This window comes from Fictibacillus sp. B-59209 (genome assembly GCF_036216745.1).
Taxonomy (GTDB): Bacteria; Bacillota; Bacilli; order Bacillales; family Fictibacillaceae; genus Fictibacillus_C; species Fictibacillus_C marinisediminis.
In genome coordinates, this window is record NZ_JARMMC010000018.1 from 400,150 (window position 1) to 416,297 (window position 16,148).

Annotated in this window: 19 protein-coding genes; 10 read left to right on the plus strand and 9 right to left on the minus strand. The window is 37.3% G+C overall.

Annotated elements, in window-relative coordinates; genetic code table 11:
* The first annotated feature begins 4 nt into the window (after positions 1 to 4).
* The 3 genes from P4361_RS14870 (at position 5) to P4361_RS14880 (ending at position 1,737) form a co-directional block, all read left to right on the plus strand.
* Positions 5 to 523, plus strand: coding sequence for a 2'-5' RNA ligase family protein (locus P4361_RS14870; protein WP_091006638.1), 519 nt, complete (start codon positions 5 to 7; stop codon positions 521 to 523).
* Positions 524 to 525: 2 nt separating this feature from the next.
* On the plus strand, positions 526 to 960 hold the full coding sequence (locus tag P4361_RS14875) for a GNAT family N-acetyltransferase (protein ID WP_328089881.1): 435 nt from the start codon (positions 526 to 528) through the stop codon (positions 958 to 960).
* A gap of 96 nt (positions 961 to 1,056) precedes the next feature.
* Positions 1,057 to 1,737 carry a DUF421 domain-containing protein gene (locus P4361_RS14880; protein ID WP_328089882.1) on the plus strand — a complete coding sequence of 227 codons (681 nt, stop codon included), beginning with the start codon at positions 1,057 to 1,059 and terminating at the stop codon, positions 1,735 to 1,737.
* 56 nt (positions 1,738 to 1,793) lie between these two features.
* Here the strand turns inward: P4361_RS14880 and P4361_RS14885 are convergent, their stop codons facing one another.
* The 3 genes from P4361_RS14885 to P4361_RS14895 all read right to left on the minus strand — a co-directional run bounded on the left by P4361_RS14885 (position 1,794) and on the right by P4361_RS14895 (position 4,398).
* Positions 1,794 to 2,153: a hypothetical protein gene (locus P4361_RS14885; protein WP_053354720.1), complete on the minus strand. Its 360-nt coding sequence runs from the start codon at positions 2,151 to 2,153 to the stop codon at positions 1,794 to 1,796.
* 65 nt (positions 2,154 to 2,218) lie between these two features.
* Positions 2,219 to 3,112 carry a hypothetical protein gene (locus tag P4361_RS14890; protein ID WP_265407778.1) on the minus strand — a complete coding sequence of 298 codons (894 nt, stop codon included), beginning with the start codon at positions 3,110 to 3,112 and terminating at the stop codon, positions 2,219 to 2,221.
* A gap of 119 nt (positions 3,113 to 3,231) precedes the next feature.
* Complete coding sequence (locus tag P4361_RS14895; protein ID WP_053354722.1) at positions 3,232 to 4,398, minus strand: hypothetical protein; 1,167 nt, start codon at positions 4,396 to 4,398, stop codon at positions 3,232 to 3,234.
* Positions 4,399 to 4,514: 116 nt separating this feature from the next.
* Here P4361_RS14895 and P4361_RS14900 point away from each other — a divergent pair, with 116 nt between their 5' ends.
* The 3 genes from P4361_RS14900 to P4361_RS14910 all read left to right on the plus strand — a co-directional run bounded on the left by P4361_RS14900 (position 4,515) and on the right by P4361_RS14910 (position 6,169).
* Complete coding sequence (locus P4361_RS14900; RefSeq protein ID WP_328089885.1) at positions 4,515 to 5,381, plus strand: hypothetical protein; 867 nt, start codon at positions 4,515 to 4,517, stop codon at positions 5,379 to 5,381.
* A gap of 34 nt (positions 5,382 to 5,415) precedes the next feature.
* Positions 5,416 to 5,580: a hypothetical protein gene (locus P4361_RS14905; RefSeq protein ID WP_328089886.1), complete on the plus strand. Its 165-nt coding sequence runs from the start codon at positions 5,416 to 5,418 to the stop codon at positions 5,578 to 5,580.
* Positions 5,581 to 5,737: 157 nt separating this feature from the next.
* Entirely contained in the window at positions 5,738 to 6,169 is a 432-nt protein-coding gene (locus P4361_RS14910) for a hypothetical protein (protein ID WP_328089888.1), read from the plus strand.
* 124 nt (positions 6,170 to 6,293) lie between these two features.
* On the opposite strand, the gene P4361_RS14915 is transcribed toward P4361_RS14910, so the two are convergent.
* The 6 genes from P4361_RS14915 to P4361_RS14940 all read right to left on the minus strand — a co-directional run bounded on the left by P4361_RS14915 (position 6,294) and on the right by P4361_RS14940 (position 11,507).
* Positions 6,294 to 7,016 (minus strand): glycosyltransferase, encoded by a 723-nt coding sequence (locus P4361_RS14915; protein ID WP_328089889.1) that lies wholly within the window; start codon positions 7,014 to 7,016, stop codon positions 6,294 to 6,296.
* Between the two features lie 30 nt (positions 7,017 to 7,046).
* Complete coding sequence (locus P4361_RS14920; RefSeq protein ID WP_256225623.1) at positions 7,047 to 7,718, minus strand: glycosyltransferase; 672 nt, start codon at positions 7,716 to 7,718, stop codon at positions 7,047 to 7,049.
* Positions 7,719 to 7,773: 55 nt separating this feature from the next.
* The gene (gene galE / locus P4361_RS14925) at positions 7,774 to 8,763 is read right to left on the minus strand and encodes a UDP-glucose 4-epimerase GalE (RefSeq protein WP_256225622.1); all 990 of its coding nucleotides are present in this window, start codon (positions 8,761 to 8,763) and stop codon (positions 7,774 to 7,776) included.
* A 25-nt stretch (positions 8,764 to 8,788) separates the two neighbouring features.
* On the minus strand, positions 8,789 to 9,916 hold the full coding sequence (glf, locus tag P4361_RS14930) for a UDP-galactopyranose mutase (protein ID WP_256225621.1): 1,128 nt from the start codon (positions 9,914 to 9,916) through the stop codon (positions 8,789 to 8,791).
* A 96-nt stretch (positions 9,917 to 10,012) separates the two neighbouring features.
* The gene (locus tag P4361_RS14935; protein ID WP_328089891.1) at positions 10,013 to 10,813 is read right to left on the minus strand and encodes a glycosyltransferase family 2 protein; all 801 of its coding nucleotides are present in this window, start codon (positions 10,811 to 10,813) and stop codon (positions 10,013 to 10,015) included.
* A 37-nt stretch (positions 10,814 to 10,850) separates the two neighbouring features.
* Entirely contained in the window at positions 10,851 to 11,507 is a 657-nt protein-coding gene (locus P4361_RS14940; protein ID WP_328089892.1) for a class I SAM-dependent methyltransferase, read from the minus strand.
* Positions 11,508 to 11,710: 203 nt separating this feature from the next.
* Between P4361_RS14940 and P4361_RS14945 the strand changes: the two genes are divergently transcribed.
* The 4 genes from P4361_RS14945 (at position 11,711) to P4361_RS14960 (ending at position 16,137) form a co-directional block, all read left to right on the plus strand.
* Entirely contained in the window at positions 11,711 to 12,736 is a 1,026-nt protein-coding gene (locus tag P4361_RS14945) for a sugar phosphate nucleotidyltransferase (protein WP_328089893.1), read from the plus strand.
* A 13-nt stretch (positions 12,737 to 12,749) separates the two neighbouring features.
* Complete coding sequence (locus tag P4361_RS14950; protein ID WP_328089894.1) at positions 12,750 to 13,769, plus strand: hypothetical protein; 1,020 nt, start codon at positions 12,750 to 12,752, stop codon at positions 13,767 to 13,769.
* 98 nt (positions 13,770 to 13,867) lie between these two features.
* On the plus strand, positions 13,868 to 14,767 hold the full coding sequence (locus tag P4361_RS14955; RefSeq protein ID WP_328089895.1) for a hypothetical protein: 900 nt from the start codon (positions 13,868 to 13,870) through the stop codon (positions 14,765 to 14,767).
* Between the two features lie 80 nt (positions 14,768 to 14,847).
* Positions 14,848 to 16,137: a UDP-glucose/GDP-mannose dehydrogenase family protein gene (locus tag P4361_RS14960; RefSeq protein ID WP_328089896.1), complete on the plus strand. Its 1,290-nt coding sequence runs from the start codon at positions 14,848 to 14,850 to the stop codon at positions 16,135 to 16,137.
* The last annotated feature ends 11 nt before the right edge of the window (positions 16,138 to 16,148 follow it).

The window sequence follows — 16,148 nt, forward strand, 5'->3', positions numbered from 1 at the left end:
TTCAATGAAATACGGTATTGCTATATTCCCATCAGAAGAACTCAAAGATAAAATAAATTCTTACCGCAAACGCTATGATCCTCATTATTCTATCATTGCACCGCATATTACACTCAAAGATCCATTTGAAGCCAACGATGCAGAAATCGAAGAAATCGTTGAATATATCGAAACAGTCGCCAAGAATATTCCTCCGATCAATATTCATATCACCCGAGCAAGTTCTTTTCATCCTGTCAACAATGTTATTTACTTGAAAGTGGATAACAATGATGAACTAAACTCCTTGCACGAGCTTCTCTATGAAGGGCCGCTCGAACACGAACATCCGTATAATTTCGTTCCTCATCTCACCTTAGCCCAAAAGCTTTCTGACGTGGAGCATGCGGATGTGCTGGAACGGTTAAAAATGGTGGAAGCAGAATACCAAGAAACCGTAACAGAATTTCATTTGTTAAAAATGGATGAAGAATCTGACCGCTGGAAAGTCTACAAGACTTTTGCGCTCGGGAAGGATGTTTAATTTTGGAAGTAAAAGTACTAACAACGGAAGATCCATCTTACAAGGACGCTTTATTCGTTCGAAAACAGGTTTTTGTAAATGAACAGAACGTCTCCGAGCAAGAAGAGATTGACTCGCATGAAAATAAATCTGCCCATTTTGTCCTTTACGATGACCGTCGTGAACCAATTGGCGCAGGCCGTTTACGCCCGATAGAAGGCGGAGGGAAAATTGAAAGAGTCTGTATTCTGGCCAGCCGCCGTAAACAGGGGCTCGGCGAGTTGCTGATGAAAAAGATGGAACAGGCAGCCAAACAGTCCGGTTATCCATCCCTTACATTATATGCACAGGTCCATGCAGAGGATTTCTATAAAAAATTAGGATATGCTACAACTTCAAAAGAACCCTTTCTAGACGCCAATATTTGGCATGTTGCCATGAATAAAGCATTGAACTGATCTTGAGTCAGTTTGATGCTTTTTTATGTTTACGATCGGTTTATTTTGGACAAACAGGAGAACACTAACTTTAACTTCGCACCAGTGGGGGCTGTCATGAGGCTTGGTACAATTACAATTGAAATGATCATTGGTTTTTTTGCTCTTTTCTTTTTAACTAAATTATTAGGAAAAACACAATTATCACAGCTTACACCTTTCGACTTTATTTCAGCTCTTATCCTCGGAGAACTTGTCGGAAATGCGATGTATGACCCTGATGTGCACATTTGGATGATCTTATTTGCGATTAGCGTATGGGGAGTACTTATGTATTCATTGGAGATGCTGACACAAAAATCAATTACGCTGCGTAAGGTTCTCGAAGGTTCTCCTTCTATCATCGTCCGAAAAGGCATCATTGACCGTAAACAGCTGAAGAAGAACAAGCTTGATATCAACCAGCTTCAGGATCTCATCCGGCAGAAAGGCCATTTTAGCATGAGAGAAATAGAATATGCCATTCTGGAGACGAACGGTTCCATTTCTGTACTCCCTAAATCCAATGTACAGCCGGTCACCCGCAAAGACTTAAAGCTTCATGAAGTTGAGGTTACACTTCCTGTCACTTTGATCCTGGATGGTAAAATTATTCATGACAATTTAAATACAGCGGGAGTTGATGAGGAGTGGCTGAGGGCACAGCTTTTAAAAAGAAAAATAAACTCCGCTCAAGATGTTCTCTATGCGGAATGGAAAAAGGGACATGAACTGCTAGTAATGAAAGAAAAGGACTAATTGTTTTTTGTAAAGCAAAAAAGAACACTTTGCGTGTTCTTTTTTTGTTTGCATGCTTAGATCCAGGAACCGCCACAGCCGCAATCTTTATGCTTTTTATGCTTTTTATGCTTTTTATGCTTCTTTTTAAAGCAAATATAGCTTGAAGAAGATTCGTGTTTTTTGAAGCTGGATTCTGACTTAAAATGTTTGGAACAGGATGAAGAAGATTCTTTCTTTTTGCCGTGGGAACTGGAAGATTCATGTTTTTTACAGCTGGAAGATTCTTTCTTCTTAGGAGAATATACGTGATCTGGAGTCCATGTTTCTTTATAGTCGTACTTCTTCTTTTTTTCTTCAACTACGATCACTTTCTCTGCTTTAATAAAAACTTTATCTGCTTTGATCACTTTCTTTTTCTTTTTCTCGCAAGACATACACTAACCTCCTCTATAATTCCCATAGTATGCAAGATTATAGAGAAGGGACATAGGCTTAATTATCAAAAATTGATAGAAATATGATTGGCCGCTTTTACTTTATATTGCTGTTTATTGAAGAAAACAAAGGCTTCAACCGTTAGATTGCCTATGATTTCTTTCTTAAATGGAATCTGATAGTCTTGTATCACGGATTTCTCACCAGGTTCTATCGTCATTTCTCTTATCGGGCAGATCCAGATTTCTCCGCGCTCTTTCGCTTCTTGCGCCCAGTCGTTGTCGATAAACATCCAATGAAAGTTCGCGAGGTTGTCTTGATTAACCTCATGATTTTCACTGGAGTAAATCTTCCCTTTTAAGACGTTGGCTTCACCTGGATTGAAGCGCAGACAAACAGATGGATTCTGAAGTGTAATTAATCCTGTGTTTTCAATGATAAATGATCCCTTAATAAAGCCTGATTGATTTTCATTCATGATGATGGAGTAATCAAACAGGCAGAGACACTCATAATCCTTCTTAACGAAAATATTCTCTTCTTCGTCTTCCTCTGCTTTCTTCATAAAGGGATCAGGCCTTCCTTGAAGTGAAAGCTTTTTTTCTAATGCCCTTATTTTTTGCTGGCTGAGATCCAGTTTGTTCTCCTTATCGTTAATCTCCTTTTGCACTTCAGCCAGCAATGCCTCATAATCCGCTGCTCTTTTGTCATAATCAATGCTTTTGGCTTGCCCCAGCTCATTTTTCAAGTGTGCGACCTCTTCTGTCAGCCGCACCCGTTCAGCTTCAAGTGCCTGTATCGTTGTATCTTTTGAAGAATCCGCTGCTTCTTTTTCAAGTTTTTCAATAAGTTCCTCTGCAAACACTAATTTTTTTTCCAACTCTAAAGACTTTTCCTGATAAAACTGGGCCCGAGCGATAAGACGGTCATAGCTTAACCGTTCTTTTTGAGAATGCATACGTGTCCCCCCCTAAATAGGCTCCCATCTTTTATCTTATGTAGGCTTCACTGATTCGTTCACTTTTTAAAGAAAAAAGAGCAGGATGGTTCCCTGCTCTTTTATTGCGCTTAAGGATATTATTTTAATTTGATATCATCGAAAGTCACGCAATCTTCAACCTCAAGGCTTCCTTCATCTACTTTCACAATTCCTGATTCGAATACAGTGACCCCTCTTTCATCAATAAGCTGAAGCTGGAAACGGCTTCCAGAGTGGCGGCTTACGGCTGCGAAGTTAAAGTCAAATTCTTCACCCTCATTTGTCGTACCTACACCTGAGACCATCAGCTTGAGTCCCTTGCCTTCGCAAGGCTCGCAAGTTAGAGAATCCTGTTCAAAGCTATCCGCCGTGAAGTCGAAGTTGTTTAATCCCCCGTTTTCATCTTCAAACGTAAAGTGAAGTGAACTGTCACTCAGGCTGCAGTTTTGGCAGATATCAGCAAGCACGCTAAGGCGGCCTTTTTCAGTAGAATTGCTTCCGGTGCGTCCGCTCGCTTCACCGCTGACACTGCAATCGCAGTTAGGGCGAGGGAAGATATCCGGACATTGTGCAGGGAATTCGACCTCCGGACAAGAATCCATTTCAGCTTCTTCAGCTGAAAGGTCATTATTTCGAGGTGAGCAGAACTTAGCAAGTACTTCGAGTTTCACTTCAGCTTCGATTTGGATATCCACACAGAATGTAATGGTGAGGTTAAAAGATCGTGGTGCTGGAGCGTTTAGGAGTACAGTTCCTGTTTGGATTTTGCAAAGAATTCTGGTGATTTTGCAAAACAGGTCTGTTCCGTCTGGATAACAAAGTACAAACGGTTCGAGCACAGATGCATCCGTTGTAAGGTGTGTTACGACTCTTCCGTTACGGTCCACAACAGCTACCCTTACCTCAGAAGTGAATAACAGCTCCACGAGCTGAGCATCAACAAAATTACCGTTTAGCGAAACCGTTACATCTCTTTTCTCACCAACCTGCTCACACAGGAAGGTCTCGCATTCTGCCCTCGTTTCTTCTCCGTTTAACGGGAATGGAGGCGGAGCCGCCGGTGTTTGACAAGTCAGTCGCAAAGGACGCCGTGCCGGATCTTCTAATGCTTCCTCGATCTTTCTGAGCTGCTCCGGATTGAAACTAACTTGTTTCGTTACTGAAAATGTATCAGTAACCCAATCATACACTTTCTGTACTCTTATGCATTCTTCTTGGAGACTATTGGCAGCCTTTGGTATAGATTTCTTATGATTTAAACCCATAGTTTCCCTTCCTTTCCTCATCATGTTCTGAAGATTCCCTACATACTATGGGAATACGATAGGTTATGACACAAGAATGAATGCCTATTTTTCGGGCAGCTAGGAGGAAAGACATCATGATTCTTACATTTGGGGGCAAACAGATCGGACAGATGGACACCAATTTTTTTCAGCATATAAAACCATTATTAAATTATTGGGGATTGGATTGGAATGAAAACTATCATGAAATTGAACCGGCTATGTATGGCCAGTGTTTTGTGATTTCTGGTCTTGAGCAAAGGGACTTGGATAGAGTTAAAGAATTTCTTAAGCATACAGATGTTATTATAGAAGAAAATCCCTCGGGAATGAGTACAACAGCCTCAATATCGGTTTCATTTGTTGCGGATCAGCCTGTACCCATCATCATTCAAACGGAAAATTCCAAACTCCTCTATATTACTCCAGCCGAGAATACCGAAAATGCTGTTCAAAACATGATTCATAAGAGCATCCTATGCAAAAGAAAAGCAAATCACTATTCTTTTTCCTTCAGATGGCGAGAAAAAGAATGTATTCCTGAATGGATCAGCTACCTCATCCTGCAGATTGGACTCTCCAAGACATTTTCATCACTCGCTTCCCTCTCTATTGGAGAATACCAGACAGGGATAAACCACATCTTAAGAACGATAAATCCCATGCTCGCTGATCTGCAATGCGAAAAAGAAACAAAAAAAATGAAAAAGCCAAAAATTGAGCCTGAATTTAAGGTGCCTGACACCTTCATCGCTCCTCAGCAGCTTATACCTGTCCGAAGCAGACCCGCAACAGTAACACGAAATAAAAATCTCCATAACGGGCCAGCCATAAACCCTTTTAAAAGCGTACAAACCCCTGAATCTACTATCAATCCGTTTAAACAAAAAAATAGCAAAACTTCAACAGCCATTAATCCCTTTCAGCCAAATACCTATACCACTCGGAGAAGTAAAGAATAGTATAGAAGCAACTTACTGAAAAGGTGTGGGTGGAATGGACAAATCTCAAATGCGAAAGCTATATCGTGATCGCCAGCAGGAAAAATCAAAAAAAGCGGCAAGCAGACCGTCATTGTTTGAACCTGTGAAAAAAAAGAAGGGCTGCAAAACGTGCGGAAAAGTAACGTGGAAACCTAAAAAAAACAATGATGGCCGCTAAAAAGAAGGATCTCACCCTTCTTTTTTTCTATTTTTCTAGTAGAAAAACCTATTTTTTGTACAAGTAGGTACTTATCCATGCAAATTTTAAAAAACTCAATATACTATATTACCCCTGAATGATCAGGAGTACGAAAGACAAATAAGGAGGAAAAGTAATGGGTTCATTATTTAAAAAACAAGGGTGCGGCTGCAACGAAGAAAGTTCTAGTTCTAGCTCCAGCTTTGTACACAAGAAAAGAAAAAAACACGAAAGCTCTAGTTCTAGTTCTAGCTCAAGCTCTAGCTCTAGCTCAAGCTCAAGCTCAAGCTCAAGCTTTAAACACAAAAAGAAAAGAAGAAAAGAAGAAAGCTCTTCATCTTCATCTTCTTCTCATAACCAATGTAAAGGTTGTGCGTGTGATCAGATCAGAAAGCTAACACCTGGTTCATTAGTACAAATCGTACTAAAAGGCGGAGAGGACTTCTTTAATGACGAGTTAACATTCGCTTGTTTCGATCATAAAACTTGCTGTGCGACTTTCATCTTAGACGGATATCCTATCATCATTGACTGCCGTCAAATTACTGCGATCCAACTATTCACGTAATAGGTTAGGTTATTACGCAAAAATCAGGCCTAAAAAGCCTGATTTTTTTTATTGTTGTTCGACAATCTCTTTAGATAATGAAAAATTCAAAAACAGGCTGGCAGCCTGCCTGATTTTCTAACCATTAGAGAATAGGTTTTTTAGTAATATAAGGCCGGAAGTCATCGGTTTTAGCGATCACGCTGCAGAATTTCAAAATCGTGTTATTTTTAATCCTCCATGTATGACTTTCTGGTTCATAGCTTCTTAAATAAACATAGTTATCTTTAGTTGCTGAGTAAAGAGGAATTCCATTCTCAATACATGATTTACAAAAAGCTGAATCCTCAGCAATATTGGTGGAACTGAATTTTACCGTATTAAAAACTTCTTTTTTAAAAACCAGCGTCCCTCCCATTAATAAATGATTATTGTATGTCTCCTCATTTTTCGCAACTGCCCCCCCAAATTTATTCGGATTAAATTCGGTAAGCAGGCTTTGATCTTTAAAGTACATAAAAATGGAGGTTTTTCCAACTACGGATGCTTGAGAATTTCTTAAAGATTGAAGTGAATCCAACAAGTAATAAGGCGAATAGTAATCATCATCATCAAATTTAGCAATTTGGCTGAACTTTGCTTTTTCTACACCAAAGTTTAAACATTCTCCCAGCGTAGTATCAGATCGTAATTGATAGATAGAAATGTTAGAAGAATCAGCTGCTCTTTCTTTCCATTTTTTAGCATCCATATTATCTTTATTTAAAATGATAATTAATTCTTTTTCTACATCTTGCTGCCGATCAAAATTAAGGAAAACCTCTTCCATACAATTATCCCTTATCGTGCAAGTGATGACGGAAACCATACAAGCCTCCCCTGTTCCTCATAAGTGACATCAAAACTTTGATACAAACGGTTTGAAATCATCTGTCTTTGTAATAAATTGGCTTATGCTTAAAATAACTTCCACAGGCACCTTCCACGTATGCTGTTCCTGATCATCATTCCTTACATAGGTGAAATTTTCTTTTGTTGTTGAGTAAACCCTTAAGTCCGCCTTCACACAGTCCCTGCAAAAAATCCGGTCTACTTCTTTAACCTGATCGGGAAACCTTACTAGGTCCAAAATTGCTTTATAAAAAACTAATGTTCCTCCTTGTAAATATTGCTTTGCAAAACTGTTTTGATGATTGACATATTGATTTTCATTGCCTGGATTGAAAACAGCTAATACTTGCTTGTTTTTCAAGTATATATATACCGATGTCTTTCCTATAACATCCGCTTTCATAGAATTCAATACAGAAATAGAATGCTGCAGATATGCTGGTGCATAATAATCGTCATCCTCAAAATTTGCAATTATATCATATTTAGCCTGCCCCACTGCAAAATTGATACAATTACCTAAGGAGGTATGTTCCGGGAGTTGAAAAACAGAAACATTATCATAATTTTTTGCTTTTTCACGCCATTTTTTCAAACACATACTGTCTTGATTAAGCACAATGATCAGTTCTTTATGATCGTAATTTTGATTCTTGTAATTATCAAATATATTATCCATGCACGAATCCCTAATTGTACAGGTAATGACAGATACCATATAATCCCCTTTCTTTTTACGGTTTTTTATAACCTTTTGGATTATTTAAAAACCATTGACATGCAGATTCAATCATATCTTTCAGGTCAAACTGTGCCTTCCAGTTAAACTCTTTTTTTAACAAATCTGCACTGGCTATGAGAGCAGGAGGATCTCCATCACGCCTTTTTGCATATTCCACAGTGGCTTTTCTGCCGATTATCGTTTCGCACATTTTTATTATTTCATTCACACTTATTCCTTTTTCATTTCCTACGTTATAAACTCTGTTGGCAGCCTTACTATCCAGCAGTGCTTCAAGTGCAAGAATGTGGGCATTACTTAAGTCTGTAACATGGATATAATCTCTTATGCATGTACCGTCTCTTGTTTCATAATCATTACCATACACAAAAATTTTTTTCGTCTCTCCGAGTAAATGTTTTATGATATTGGGAATTAAATGGGTCTCAGGTGTGTGGTCCTCTCCCAATTCTCCTGAGTCAATGGCGCCTGCTACATTAAAATACCGCAGAGCAATATATTTTAGCGAATATGCTGTTGAAAAGTCTCTTAATAGCTGCTCCCCAATTAATTTGGTCCAACCATAAGGATTAATGGGAATTGCAGGAGTACTTTCATTTATCATCTTGCAAGGCGGTTTCCCGTAAACTGCACATGATGAGGAGAAAACAATTTTCTTAACATTATATTGCACCATCATCTTCAATAGAGTTATCATTCCATTTACGTTGTTGCTATAATATACTGCAGGTTTTTCAACCGACTCTCCTACGTATGCATTTGCTGCAAAATGCATAACTGCACGAACAGGGTATTTTGAAAAGATTTCTCCTAAATCTTTAGGGTTTCTTACATCCCCTTTTACAAATATTGCTTTAGGATCAAGTGCTTCCTGATTGCCTGTTGACAAATTATCAATAACAACAACCTGATAATTTTTCATAATTAAAGCTTTGACTACGTGACTCCCAATATATCCTGCTCCTCCTGTCACAAGAATCATGGCACTCCTCCTATTCTGTATTATCCTATTCTGTATTAATTTCTTTTTCGAACAAGTGCAGAGCCCTGGCTACGATTTGGTCCATATTATAATACTTGTATTCTGCCAATCTTCCGGCAAATATCACTTTGTCTTTAATGGTTTGCGCTTCAGTTTCATATAATATATATTGCTCCCTGTATTCTTTTTTGGGAACGGGATAATACGGGTCATTAATACCTTTTTTGTAGACTTCCGGATATTCTCTTGCAATCGTTGTTCCCAGGATGTTCTTTTGGTGTGTTAATTTTTTAAATTCCGTAATACGCGTAAATTCATACTCATTTGGATAATTGATCTGGCCTGCTTCTTGAAATTCCTCCTTATTGTGAAATTCAAATTCGAACCGTAAGCTTCTGTATGGCAATTGGCCATATTTATATTCAAAATACATATCGATAGGGCCTGTAAAAATTAATTTGTTAAACTGAACATCTGCTATGATTTCTTTGTAGTCAGTATTCAACAATAATTTGATGTTTGGGCTTTTCAACATTCTTCTAAACATTTCAGTATATCCATGCTTTGGCATCGCTTGATATTTATCTTGAAAGTACCGATTGTCTCTGGAGATGAGAATAGGTACCCGTCCTGTTACAGACGCATCCAGCTCTTCGGGTCTTAACCCCCATTGTTTTACCGTATAACCATGAAATACCTTTTCGTAAATATAATCTGCGAGATTTTGCAGCTGTTTATTTTTGTTATTTTGAAGCTGTAGAATCGTTATCTTTTCCCCAAACTTATATTGTTCCAACAGGGCGTTTTCTATTGCTTTGGCTTTGGTTGAAGGAAATAGTATATTTAGTGAGTTGAGGTTAAATGGGATTGGGACCATTTCTCCATCAAGCATACCAAGTACTCTGTGATAATAAGGAATCCATTCCGTATAGGCTGAAAGATAATCCCACACTTTCTTCGAATTCGTGTGAAAAATATGTGGACCAAATTTATGAACGAGAACTCCATTTTCATCAAAATAATCATAGGCATTACCTGCAATATGATTCCTTTGTTCGACAATTAGAACCCTTTTCCCCAATCTACTGGAAATTCTTTCAGCCATAACACAACCTGAGAAACCCGCTCCAACAATTAAATAATCGAATTTCATCTTTTCCTCCCCAGAATTGGGATTATATGATTTATGTATGCAATAAAGGAGATTGCTATGTATTTTCCAAGGAAATAAAAGAAAAAATCCTGTTTTTTATACAGGATTTTGCTTTGGAATAAGCTGTGCCAGCTGTTTCCAGCCACAATATGTTCTAAAAACAGGGGTATACAAGTCACCCCAATTTTTTAAAGTATTATAGATGTGCCATTCAAAAACTTCATTATATAGATCTATTTTTTTGGTAGCATTATTTGCATGCTGCCTGTAATTATAAAGCATCTCATTTATCCAGTGAATTTCAAAATGTTCAATAAGCAATGCATCCATTCGTTTATCTTCAAGATGACGTCCTTCCCATGGATCATCGGTTGGCCATCCACCCACTTGTTTTAGAGCGGACGTTCTGTAAAAACGGGGAAAGGGTACATCGTTAGATAATAAGAATTCATACCTATCACTATAGGAACGTCCCCCGATGCGCGGTACTTCCAATAGTTTATTCCCTTCCCGATCCTCATAAATATCTGTTTTATTGCCCCAAATAAGTGCAACGTGATCTGAAACCTTTTCTGCTTCATTTCTTAGTTTTTCAATTGTGTCAAAAAAAAGCCAATCATCTGAATCAAGCTTCATTATGAAAGGCGTATCAATAACGGCAAGGCCCTCATTTTGTGCTTTTGACTGACCTGCATTTTCGTTCAAACGAATTAAAGTAACCCTCGGTTCATTTAAATAGTCTTCGACAAAAGCAAGACTTTGATCTGTGGAGGCATCATCTACCAAAACTATTTTCCATTTATCATAAGTTTGCCGGAACACACTTTCCAATGCATCCTTTAAAAATATTCCAGGATTATAGGAAGGTATCAAAACGGTAACATCATAATTTTCCATAAACCTCTCCATGTTCTTCATTATTCTTTTCTAATTTTCATAAAGTTGAAAGCTGGTTATTGGGGTGTACTTTATTAAAAGATACTGGGTTTACATCTTTATAAAAAGACAATAAAACCGGGTGGTTAAATAAATATTCCCTTTTTACGAACAAAAACATATTTTGAGCATACCACCATCCAACTGTATCACTGCTCCACACCTTATCTCGTATACAGTCAATGACCAGGAAATCATGTTTTTTAAATTTTTCAATCCAATAATCTGGCCACTGTTCGTTAACATGGTGATCACCGCCCTGATCAGGTATAGCTGCTGAAAATAATACAACTGAGCCATGATTCACAAGGGATTGCACAAAGGTTTCAGCACAATGCTCAGGGAGATGTTCCGCTACTTCAAGCGATACAACCAAATCAAATGTTCTTCCCAAATCAAGAAGATTCTCCAAGTTATACGGGAAGAACTTTCTTCTTGGTATATCCAGCTGCCTCCTGTCCACATAGTCACCATCAACGCCAAGAATATCTCTTATTCTATATTTCTTCTTAAAAACCGTTAACCACGTTCCCGTCCCACATCCAACATCTAAAACTGATTTTGGCTGGATTAATTCCATTACGATGGGAACAACCCCGTTTGCGGATGATAATGAATCTTCTCTTTTACTTTTAAAGAACTCTTTTGAATACATTTATTTGCTCTCACCTCTAATAAAAATTCCTCTTTTTCTTTTAAATTATTCCAAAAGCTACAAATTGGTTGGGCATATAATAGATTTTTATATCCATATGACATCACCTATTTATGTAACGTTTTTCAGTATAAATGCATAATGTAACATATATTTTGATGATAGATACAATACTATTTAGTCAGTCTGGTGGTGTTTTTTTATTGAAAGGATTAATATTAGTAGCCGGAAAAGGTACTAGACTTCGGCCATTTTCACTAGCAAGGGCTAAAACTTTAATACCAGTTGCTAATAAGCCCTTACTAGAATATTGTATTGAAAGCCTGAAAAAAATAGGCATAAACGAAATTGGTATTGTATTAAACCCTTTACAAAAAGATATTTGTGAGTATATAGATAATCGACGAGCCGACAATACTTCAATTACACTTATTTATCAGCCGAAAGCAAAGGGTATTGGAGATGCGGTAAGGCAAGCATCGGATTTTTTGAAGACCGAACCATTTATTCTTTTATTAGGAGATAACCTGATCAATGAATCGCTTTTATCCATTAAAGAAGCTATCCTGTCTAGTTCAATCAACGGTGCTGTTATGATTACGAAGGTCTCTAATCCTAGTGAATTTGGAATCGCCCATGTAGAAAACAACCAGATCATTAAAGTGGAAGAAAAACCAAAAAATTCAGCATCCAATCTTGCAATAATTGGAGCTTATGCGTTTGACTCCAATGTGCTCACTGCCATTAACCATATACAACCCTCCTCAAGAGGAGAATACGAAATTACTGACGCCATTCAATGGTTAATTAATCATCAATATAATATCTCTTACCAAATTACAAAAAAGGAATATTCAGATGTAGGCACAATAGAACGATGGTTAGAAGCCAACCGTTGGGTTTTAGATTCCCTGAATCGATCAGAGGAGACTACAGACCCTTCAACCATCATCAAAAACTGCAAGTTGATTCCGCCCGTTCATATTGATAAAAACTGTGTGCTAACAAATTCGACAATAGGTCCGTATGTATCAGTTTCACAGGGTGCTGTTATAGATAACTGCAGGATTCAAGACAGTATAATTCTGGAAAATGTTTATGTAAGTGATGTCTCTTCTTTAATAACTCATAGTATTTTCGGAAAAGGGACAAAAATCGATAAACTGCACATAGAAAACACTTCCATTGAATGCATTTTTTTTGATGACACTAAAATAATTTCCAAGTAAGGTGATGTGAAATATGGTTTTTTGTACATCCGTCTGTTTAAATCATTTGGCAAAGGCAAAGGTATTGGCCAATTCACTAAAAGAGCATATGCCGGAAAGTAAATTGGTTATTTGTTTACTAGAAAAAAGCTTGCCTGCCCATTTATTGGACGATCAAGATTTTCATGAAGTGGTATTGGCTAAGGACATGGGCTTTACAAACTTTGAAACCACTATATTTAAATATAATCAATACGAAGCGGCATGTGCTTGTAAAGGACAACTTATGAAATATGTCTACAACAAGTATAAAGATGTGGAATTTTTCAGTTATATTGATTCAGATACTCAAGTGTTTTCCCGTTTTGATGAAGTATTTGCTGCCTTTAAAACGCATTCCATTGTATTGACTCCCCATTATAATGAACCGCCAAAAAACACATACACCATTTGGGGGGAAAATGCAGAAATTTTGATTCTGAGAGTCGGGATCATTAACGGCGGGTACATTGGAGTTAAACGTTCAATGGAAGCAGAAGCAATGCTGGATTGGTGGACAGCAAGACTTGAACGCTATGCTTTTAATGATGCGGAACAAGGACTGTTTACCGACCAGAGATGGCTAACAGCAGCCTTAATGTTGTTTGATAAGATTTATGTACTGAAACATGACGGTTATAATGTGGCGTTCTGGAATATAAACCAGCGCAACATCAGCATGAAAGATGGCGTATATTATGCTAACGGTGAACCTTTTCGATTTTTTCATTTTTCAACATTACATTTTCTCCGGGATAACCTTCCAGACAATCCGTCTATATATAAAGTTGTACATCAATACATTGCTCTAATGGAGGAAAATGAAAACCTCTATCCTACCCATTTTGAATGGAGCTATAATTTTTTTGATCATGGTGAACGGATAGATGATAAATCACGATCAGTATTTAAATATAATTCTGAATTAGAGGCACATACTACAAACCCCTATTCACTAACCAATAAAGCCATTAAACGGTTAAAAATACGAAAAACGCAGGTGAGAAAACATTGATTTTCTGTACTTCTGTTTGCATGAACCACCTTGCTATGGCCAAGACATTAGCACAATCCATTAAAAAGCATATTCCGGAATCAAAGATGGTCGTCTGTTTGATCGAAAAAAATCTTCCTGTTTCTATAAGGAGATTAGACCTGTTTGATGAAATCGTTTTAGCGAAAGATATGGGATATCTTAATTTTGAACATACCATATTTAAATATAGTCAATATGAAACAGCAGGGTTCTGTAAAGGACAGCTGTTACGATATATTTTTCAAAAGTATCCAAAAGAAGAACATGTCATTTACCTGGATAGTGATACCCTGGTTTTTGGACCTTTCATAGAGGTTGAGGATACCCTTCGCTTACATTCTATTGCTTTAACTCCACATATTTTAAATCCAGTAAAAAATCCAGCCCATTTATTTGGGGAATTCGCACTCTTGAACTCCGGAAATTTCAATACTGGTTTTATCGCGCTCAAGCGATCTACAGAATGTCAGTTTTTTTTGGATTGGTGGTGTGATCGGCTCAATCAATACTGTTATACCGATCCTCCAAGAGGGTTATTCAATGAACAAAAGTGGATGGATCTTGTCCCTGTTTTTTTTGACAAAGTCATGAATTTAAAACACCCGGGATACAATGTTGCGTATTGGAATCTATTTGAAAGAAATATTACAAAAACAAGCGATAACTATAAGGTAAATGACCAACCTTTACGATTTTTTCATTTTTCCGGACTGCCTTATATATCTGACACCTTGTATTTAATAAACAATGAAACAACAACTCACGGCATTAACATACTCAATGAATATCAGAGATTGTTAGAAGATCATGGCCATCGGGATTTATCAAACATTCCATGGAGTTATGATTACTTTGACAATGGAAGACTTGTAAGTGATAAAATACGAAATATTTATAAAAATAATCATTTAGCACAATCTCAGATTATCAACCCATTTAGTGAAGACCGGCGTGTCTTTAAAAAATATAAAATTTGACTAATTACAAACTATAGCCGTTTCGTTTTATTGCTTAAAATCATAATTTAATATAGTTACATTTTAACGGGGGTGTTTCATTGAATGTTTTAATCATCGGGGCAGGTTATGTAGGAACAACTACCGGTTTAATATTTGCTGAATTGGGACATTCGGTAACAGTGATAGATGTTGATCAAAAGAAAATTAATGATTTGCAGAAAGGAATACTATTTTTTTACGAACCCGGTTTAGATACGCTGCTAACTAAGCACTTAGCTTCTGGAAAAATCACATTTGAAATGGATCATCAAAAAGCTATAAAAGATAATCCCCTTATTTTCATCTGTGTCGGTACTCCGCAAAATCAAGATGGAAGTGCCAATTTGGACTTTTTACGAGAAGCTTCTGAATTTATCGGTTCTAATCTGAATGAATACAAAATAATCGTCATCAAAAGCACTGTGCCAGCGGGCACCTCTAAACAAGTAAAGCGGTGGATCGAATATACAAAGAAAGATCCTGTCTCTTTTGACGTATTATCAAATCCAGAGTTTTTAAGAGAAGGCAGTGCTTTACATGATGCCCTTTATCCAGACCGAATAATACTTGGAAGTGAAAATGATAAAGCAACCGCACTCCTTCAAGAACTCTATAAGGGAATAAAGTCACCATTTATTGTTACTACACCAAGTGCTGCAGAATTAATTAAATATACTGCTAATTCATTTTTAGCAACTAAAATTTCATTCATTAACGAAATAGCCATACTTTGTGACAAATTGCAAATTAATGTCCAAGATGTGGCTAAAGGGGTTGGATTGGATTTAAGAATCGGCCAATTATTTTTAGATGCTGGTATTGGCTATGGGGGATCTTGTTTTCCAAAAGATGTGCTGGCCTTGATCGATACTGCAAAGAAAAACAATGTAGATCTTTCGATTCTGGAGAAAGTTCATGCGGTTAATGAGAATCAGCCAGGCTATCTCTTTAAAAAAATAAAAACAAGATTAATAAGTTTGTCGGCAAAAAAAATGGCTGTATTGGGTCTTTCCTTTAAGGCTCAAACAGATGATATAAGACAGTCGCCATCCTTGAAGATCATACAAGACTTAATAAATGAAGGAGCAATGGTAGAAGTCCATGATCCCATTGCCAAACTCCCTGGCGATCTAATGGATAAGGTTTTTCAAAAAGATTCTGCAGAAGAAGCAATGACAAATGCAGATGCCATCTTAATCTGTACGGACTGGCCTCATTATAAAAGTATAGATTGGTCAGATATAAAAAATAAAATGAAGTCCCCTATTGTTTTTGACGGGAGAAACATGCTCGATGCAGCAGAGATGAGGGCTATTGGCTATATTTATGAAGGAATAGGCTACGAATAATCACTTGAGAG

What these genes read in the sequence shown, in the direction of transcription:
- P4361_RS14870 (WP_091006638.1), top strand. Translation starts at nt 5, where the DNA reads ATGAAATACGGTATTGCTATATTCCCATCAGAAGAACTCAAAGATAAA.
- P4361_RS14880 (WP_328089882.1), top strand. Translation starts at nt 1,057, where the DNA reads ATGAGGCTTGGTACAATTACAATTGAAATGATCATTGGTTTTTTTGCT.
- P4361_RS14885 (WP_053354720.1), bottom strand. Translation starts at nt 2,153, where the DNA reads ATGTCTTGCGAGAAAAAGAAAAAGAAAGTGATCAAAGCAGATAAAGTT.
- P4361_RS14890 (WP_265407778.1), bottom strand. Translation starts at nt 3,112, where the DNA reads ATGCATTCTCAAAAAGAACGGTTAAGCTATGACCGTCTTATCGCTCGG.
- P4361_RS14895 (WP_053354722.1), bottom strand. Translation starts at nt 4,398, where the DNA reads ATGGGTTTAAATCATAAGAAATCTATACCAAAGGCTGCCAATAGTCTC.
- P4361_RS14900 (WP_328089885.1), top strand. Translation starts at nt 4,515, where the DNA reads ATGATTCTTACATTTGGGGGCAAACAGATCGGACAGATGGACACCAAT.
- P4361_RS14905 (WP_328089886.1), top strand. Translation starts at nt 5,416, where the DNA reads ATGGACAAATCTCAAATGCGAAAGCTATATCGTGATCGCCAGCAGGAA.
- P4361_RS14910 (WP_328089888.1), top strand. Translation starts at nt 5,738, where the DNA reads ATGGGTTCATTATTTAAAAAACAAGGGTGCGGCTGCAACGAAGAAAGT.
- P4361_RS14915 (WP_328089889.1), bottom strand. Translation starts at nt 7,016, where the DNA reads ATGGTTTCCGTCATCACTTGCACGATAAGGGATAATTGTATGGAAGAG.
- P4361_RS14920 (WP_256225623.1), bottom strand. Translation starts at nt 7,718, where the DNA reads ATGGATAATATATTTGATAATTACAAGAATCAAAATTACGATCATAAA.
- galE (WP_256225622.1), bottom strand. Translation starts at nt 8,763, where the DNA reads ATGATTCTTGTGACAGGAGGAGCAGGATATATTGGGAGTCACGTAGTC.
- glf (WP_256225621.1), bottom strand. Translation starts at nt 9,916, where the DNA reads ATGAAATTCGATTATTTAATTGTTGGAGCGGGTTTCTCAGGTTGTGTT.
- P4361_RS14935 (WP_328089891.1), bottom strand. Translation starts at nt 10,813, where the DNA reads ATGGAAAATTATGATGTTACCGTTTTGATACCTTCCTATAATCCTGGA.
- P4361_RS14940 (WP_328089892.1), bottom strand. Translation starts at nt 11,507, where the DNA reads ATGTATTCAAAAGAGTTCTTTAAAAGTAAAAGAGAAGATTCATTATCA.
- P4361_RS14950 (WP_328089894.1), top strand. Translation starts at nt 12,750, where the DNA reads ATGGTTTTTTGTACATCCGTCTGTTTAAATCATTTGGCAAAGGCAAAG.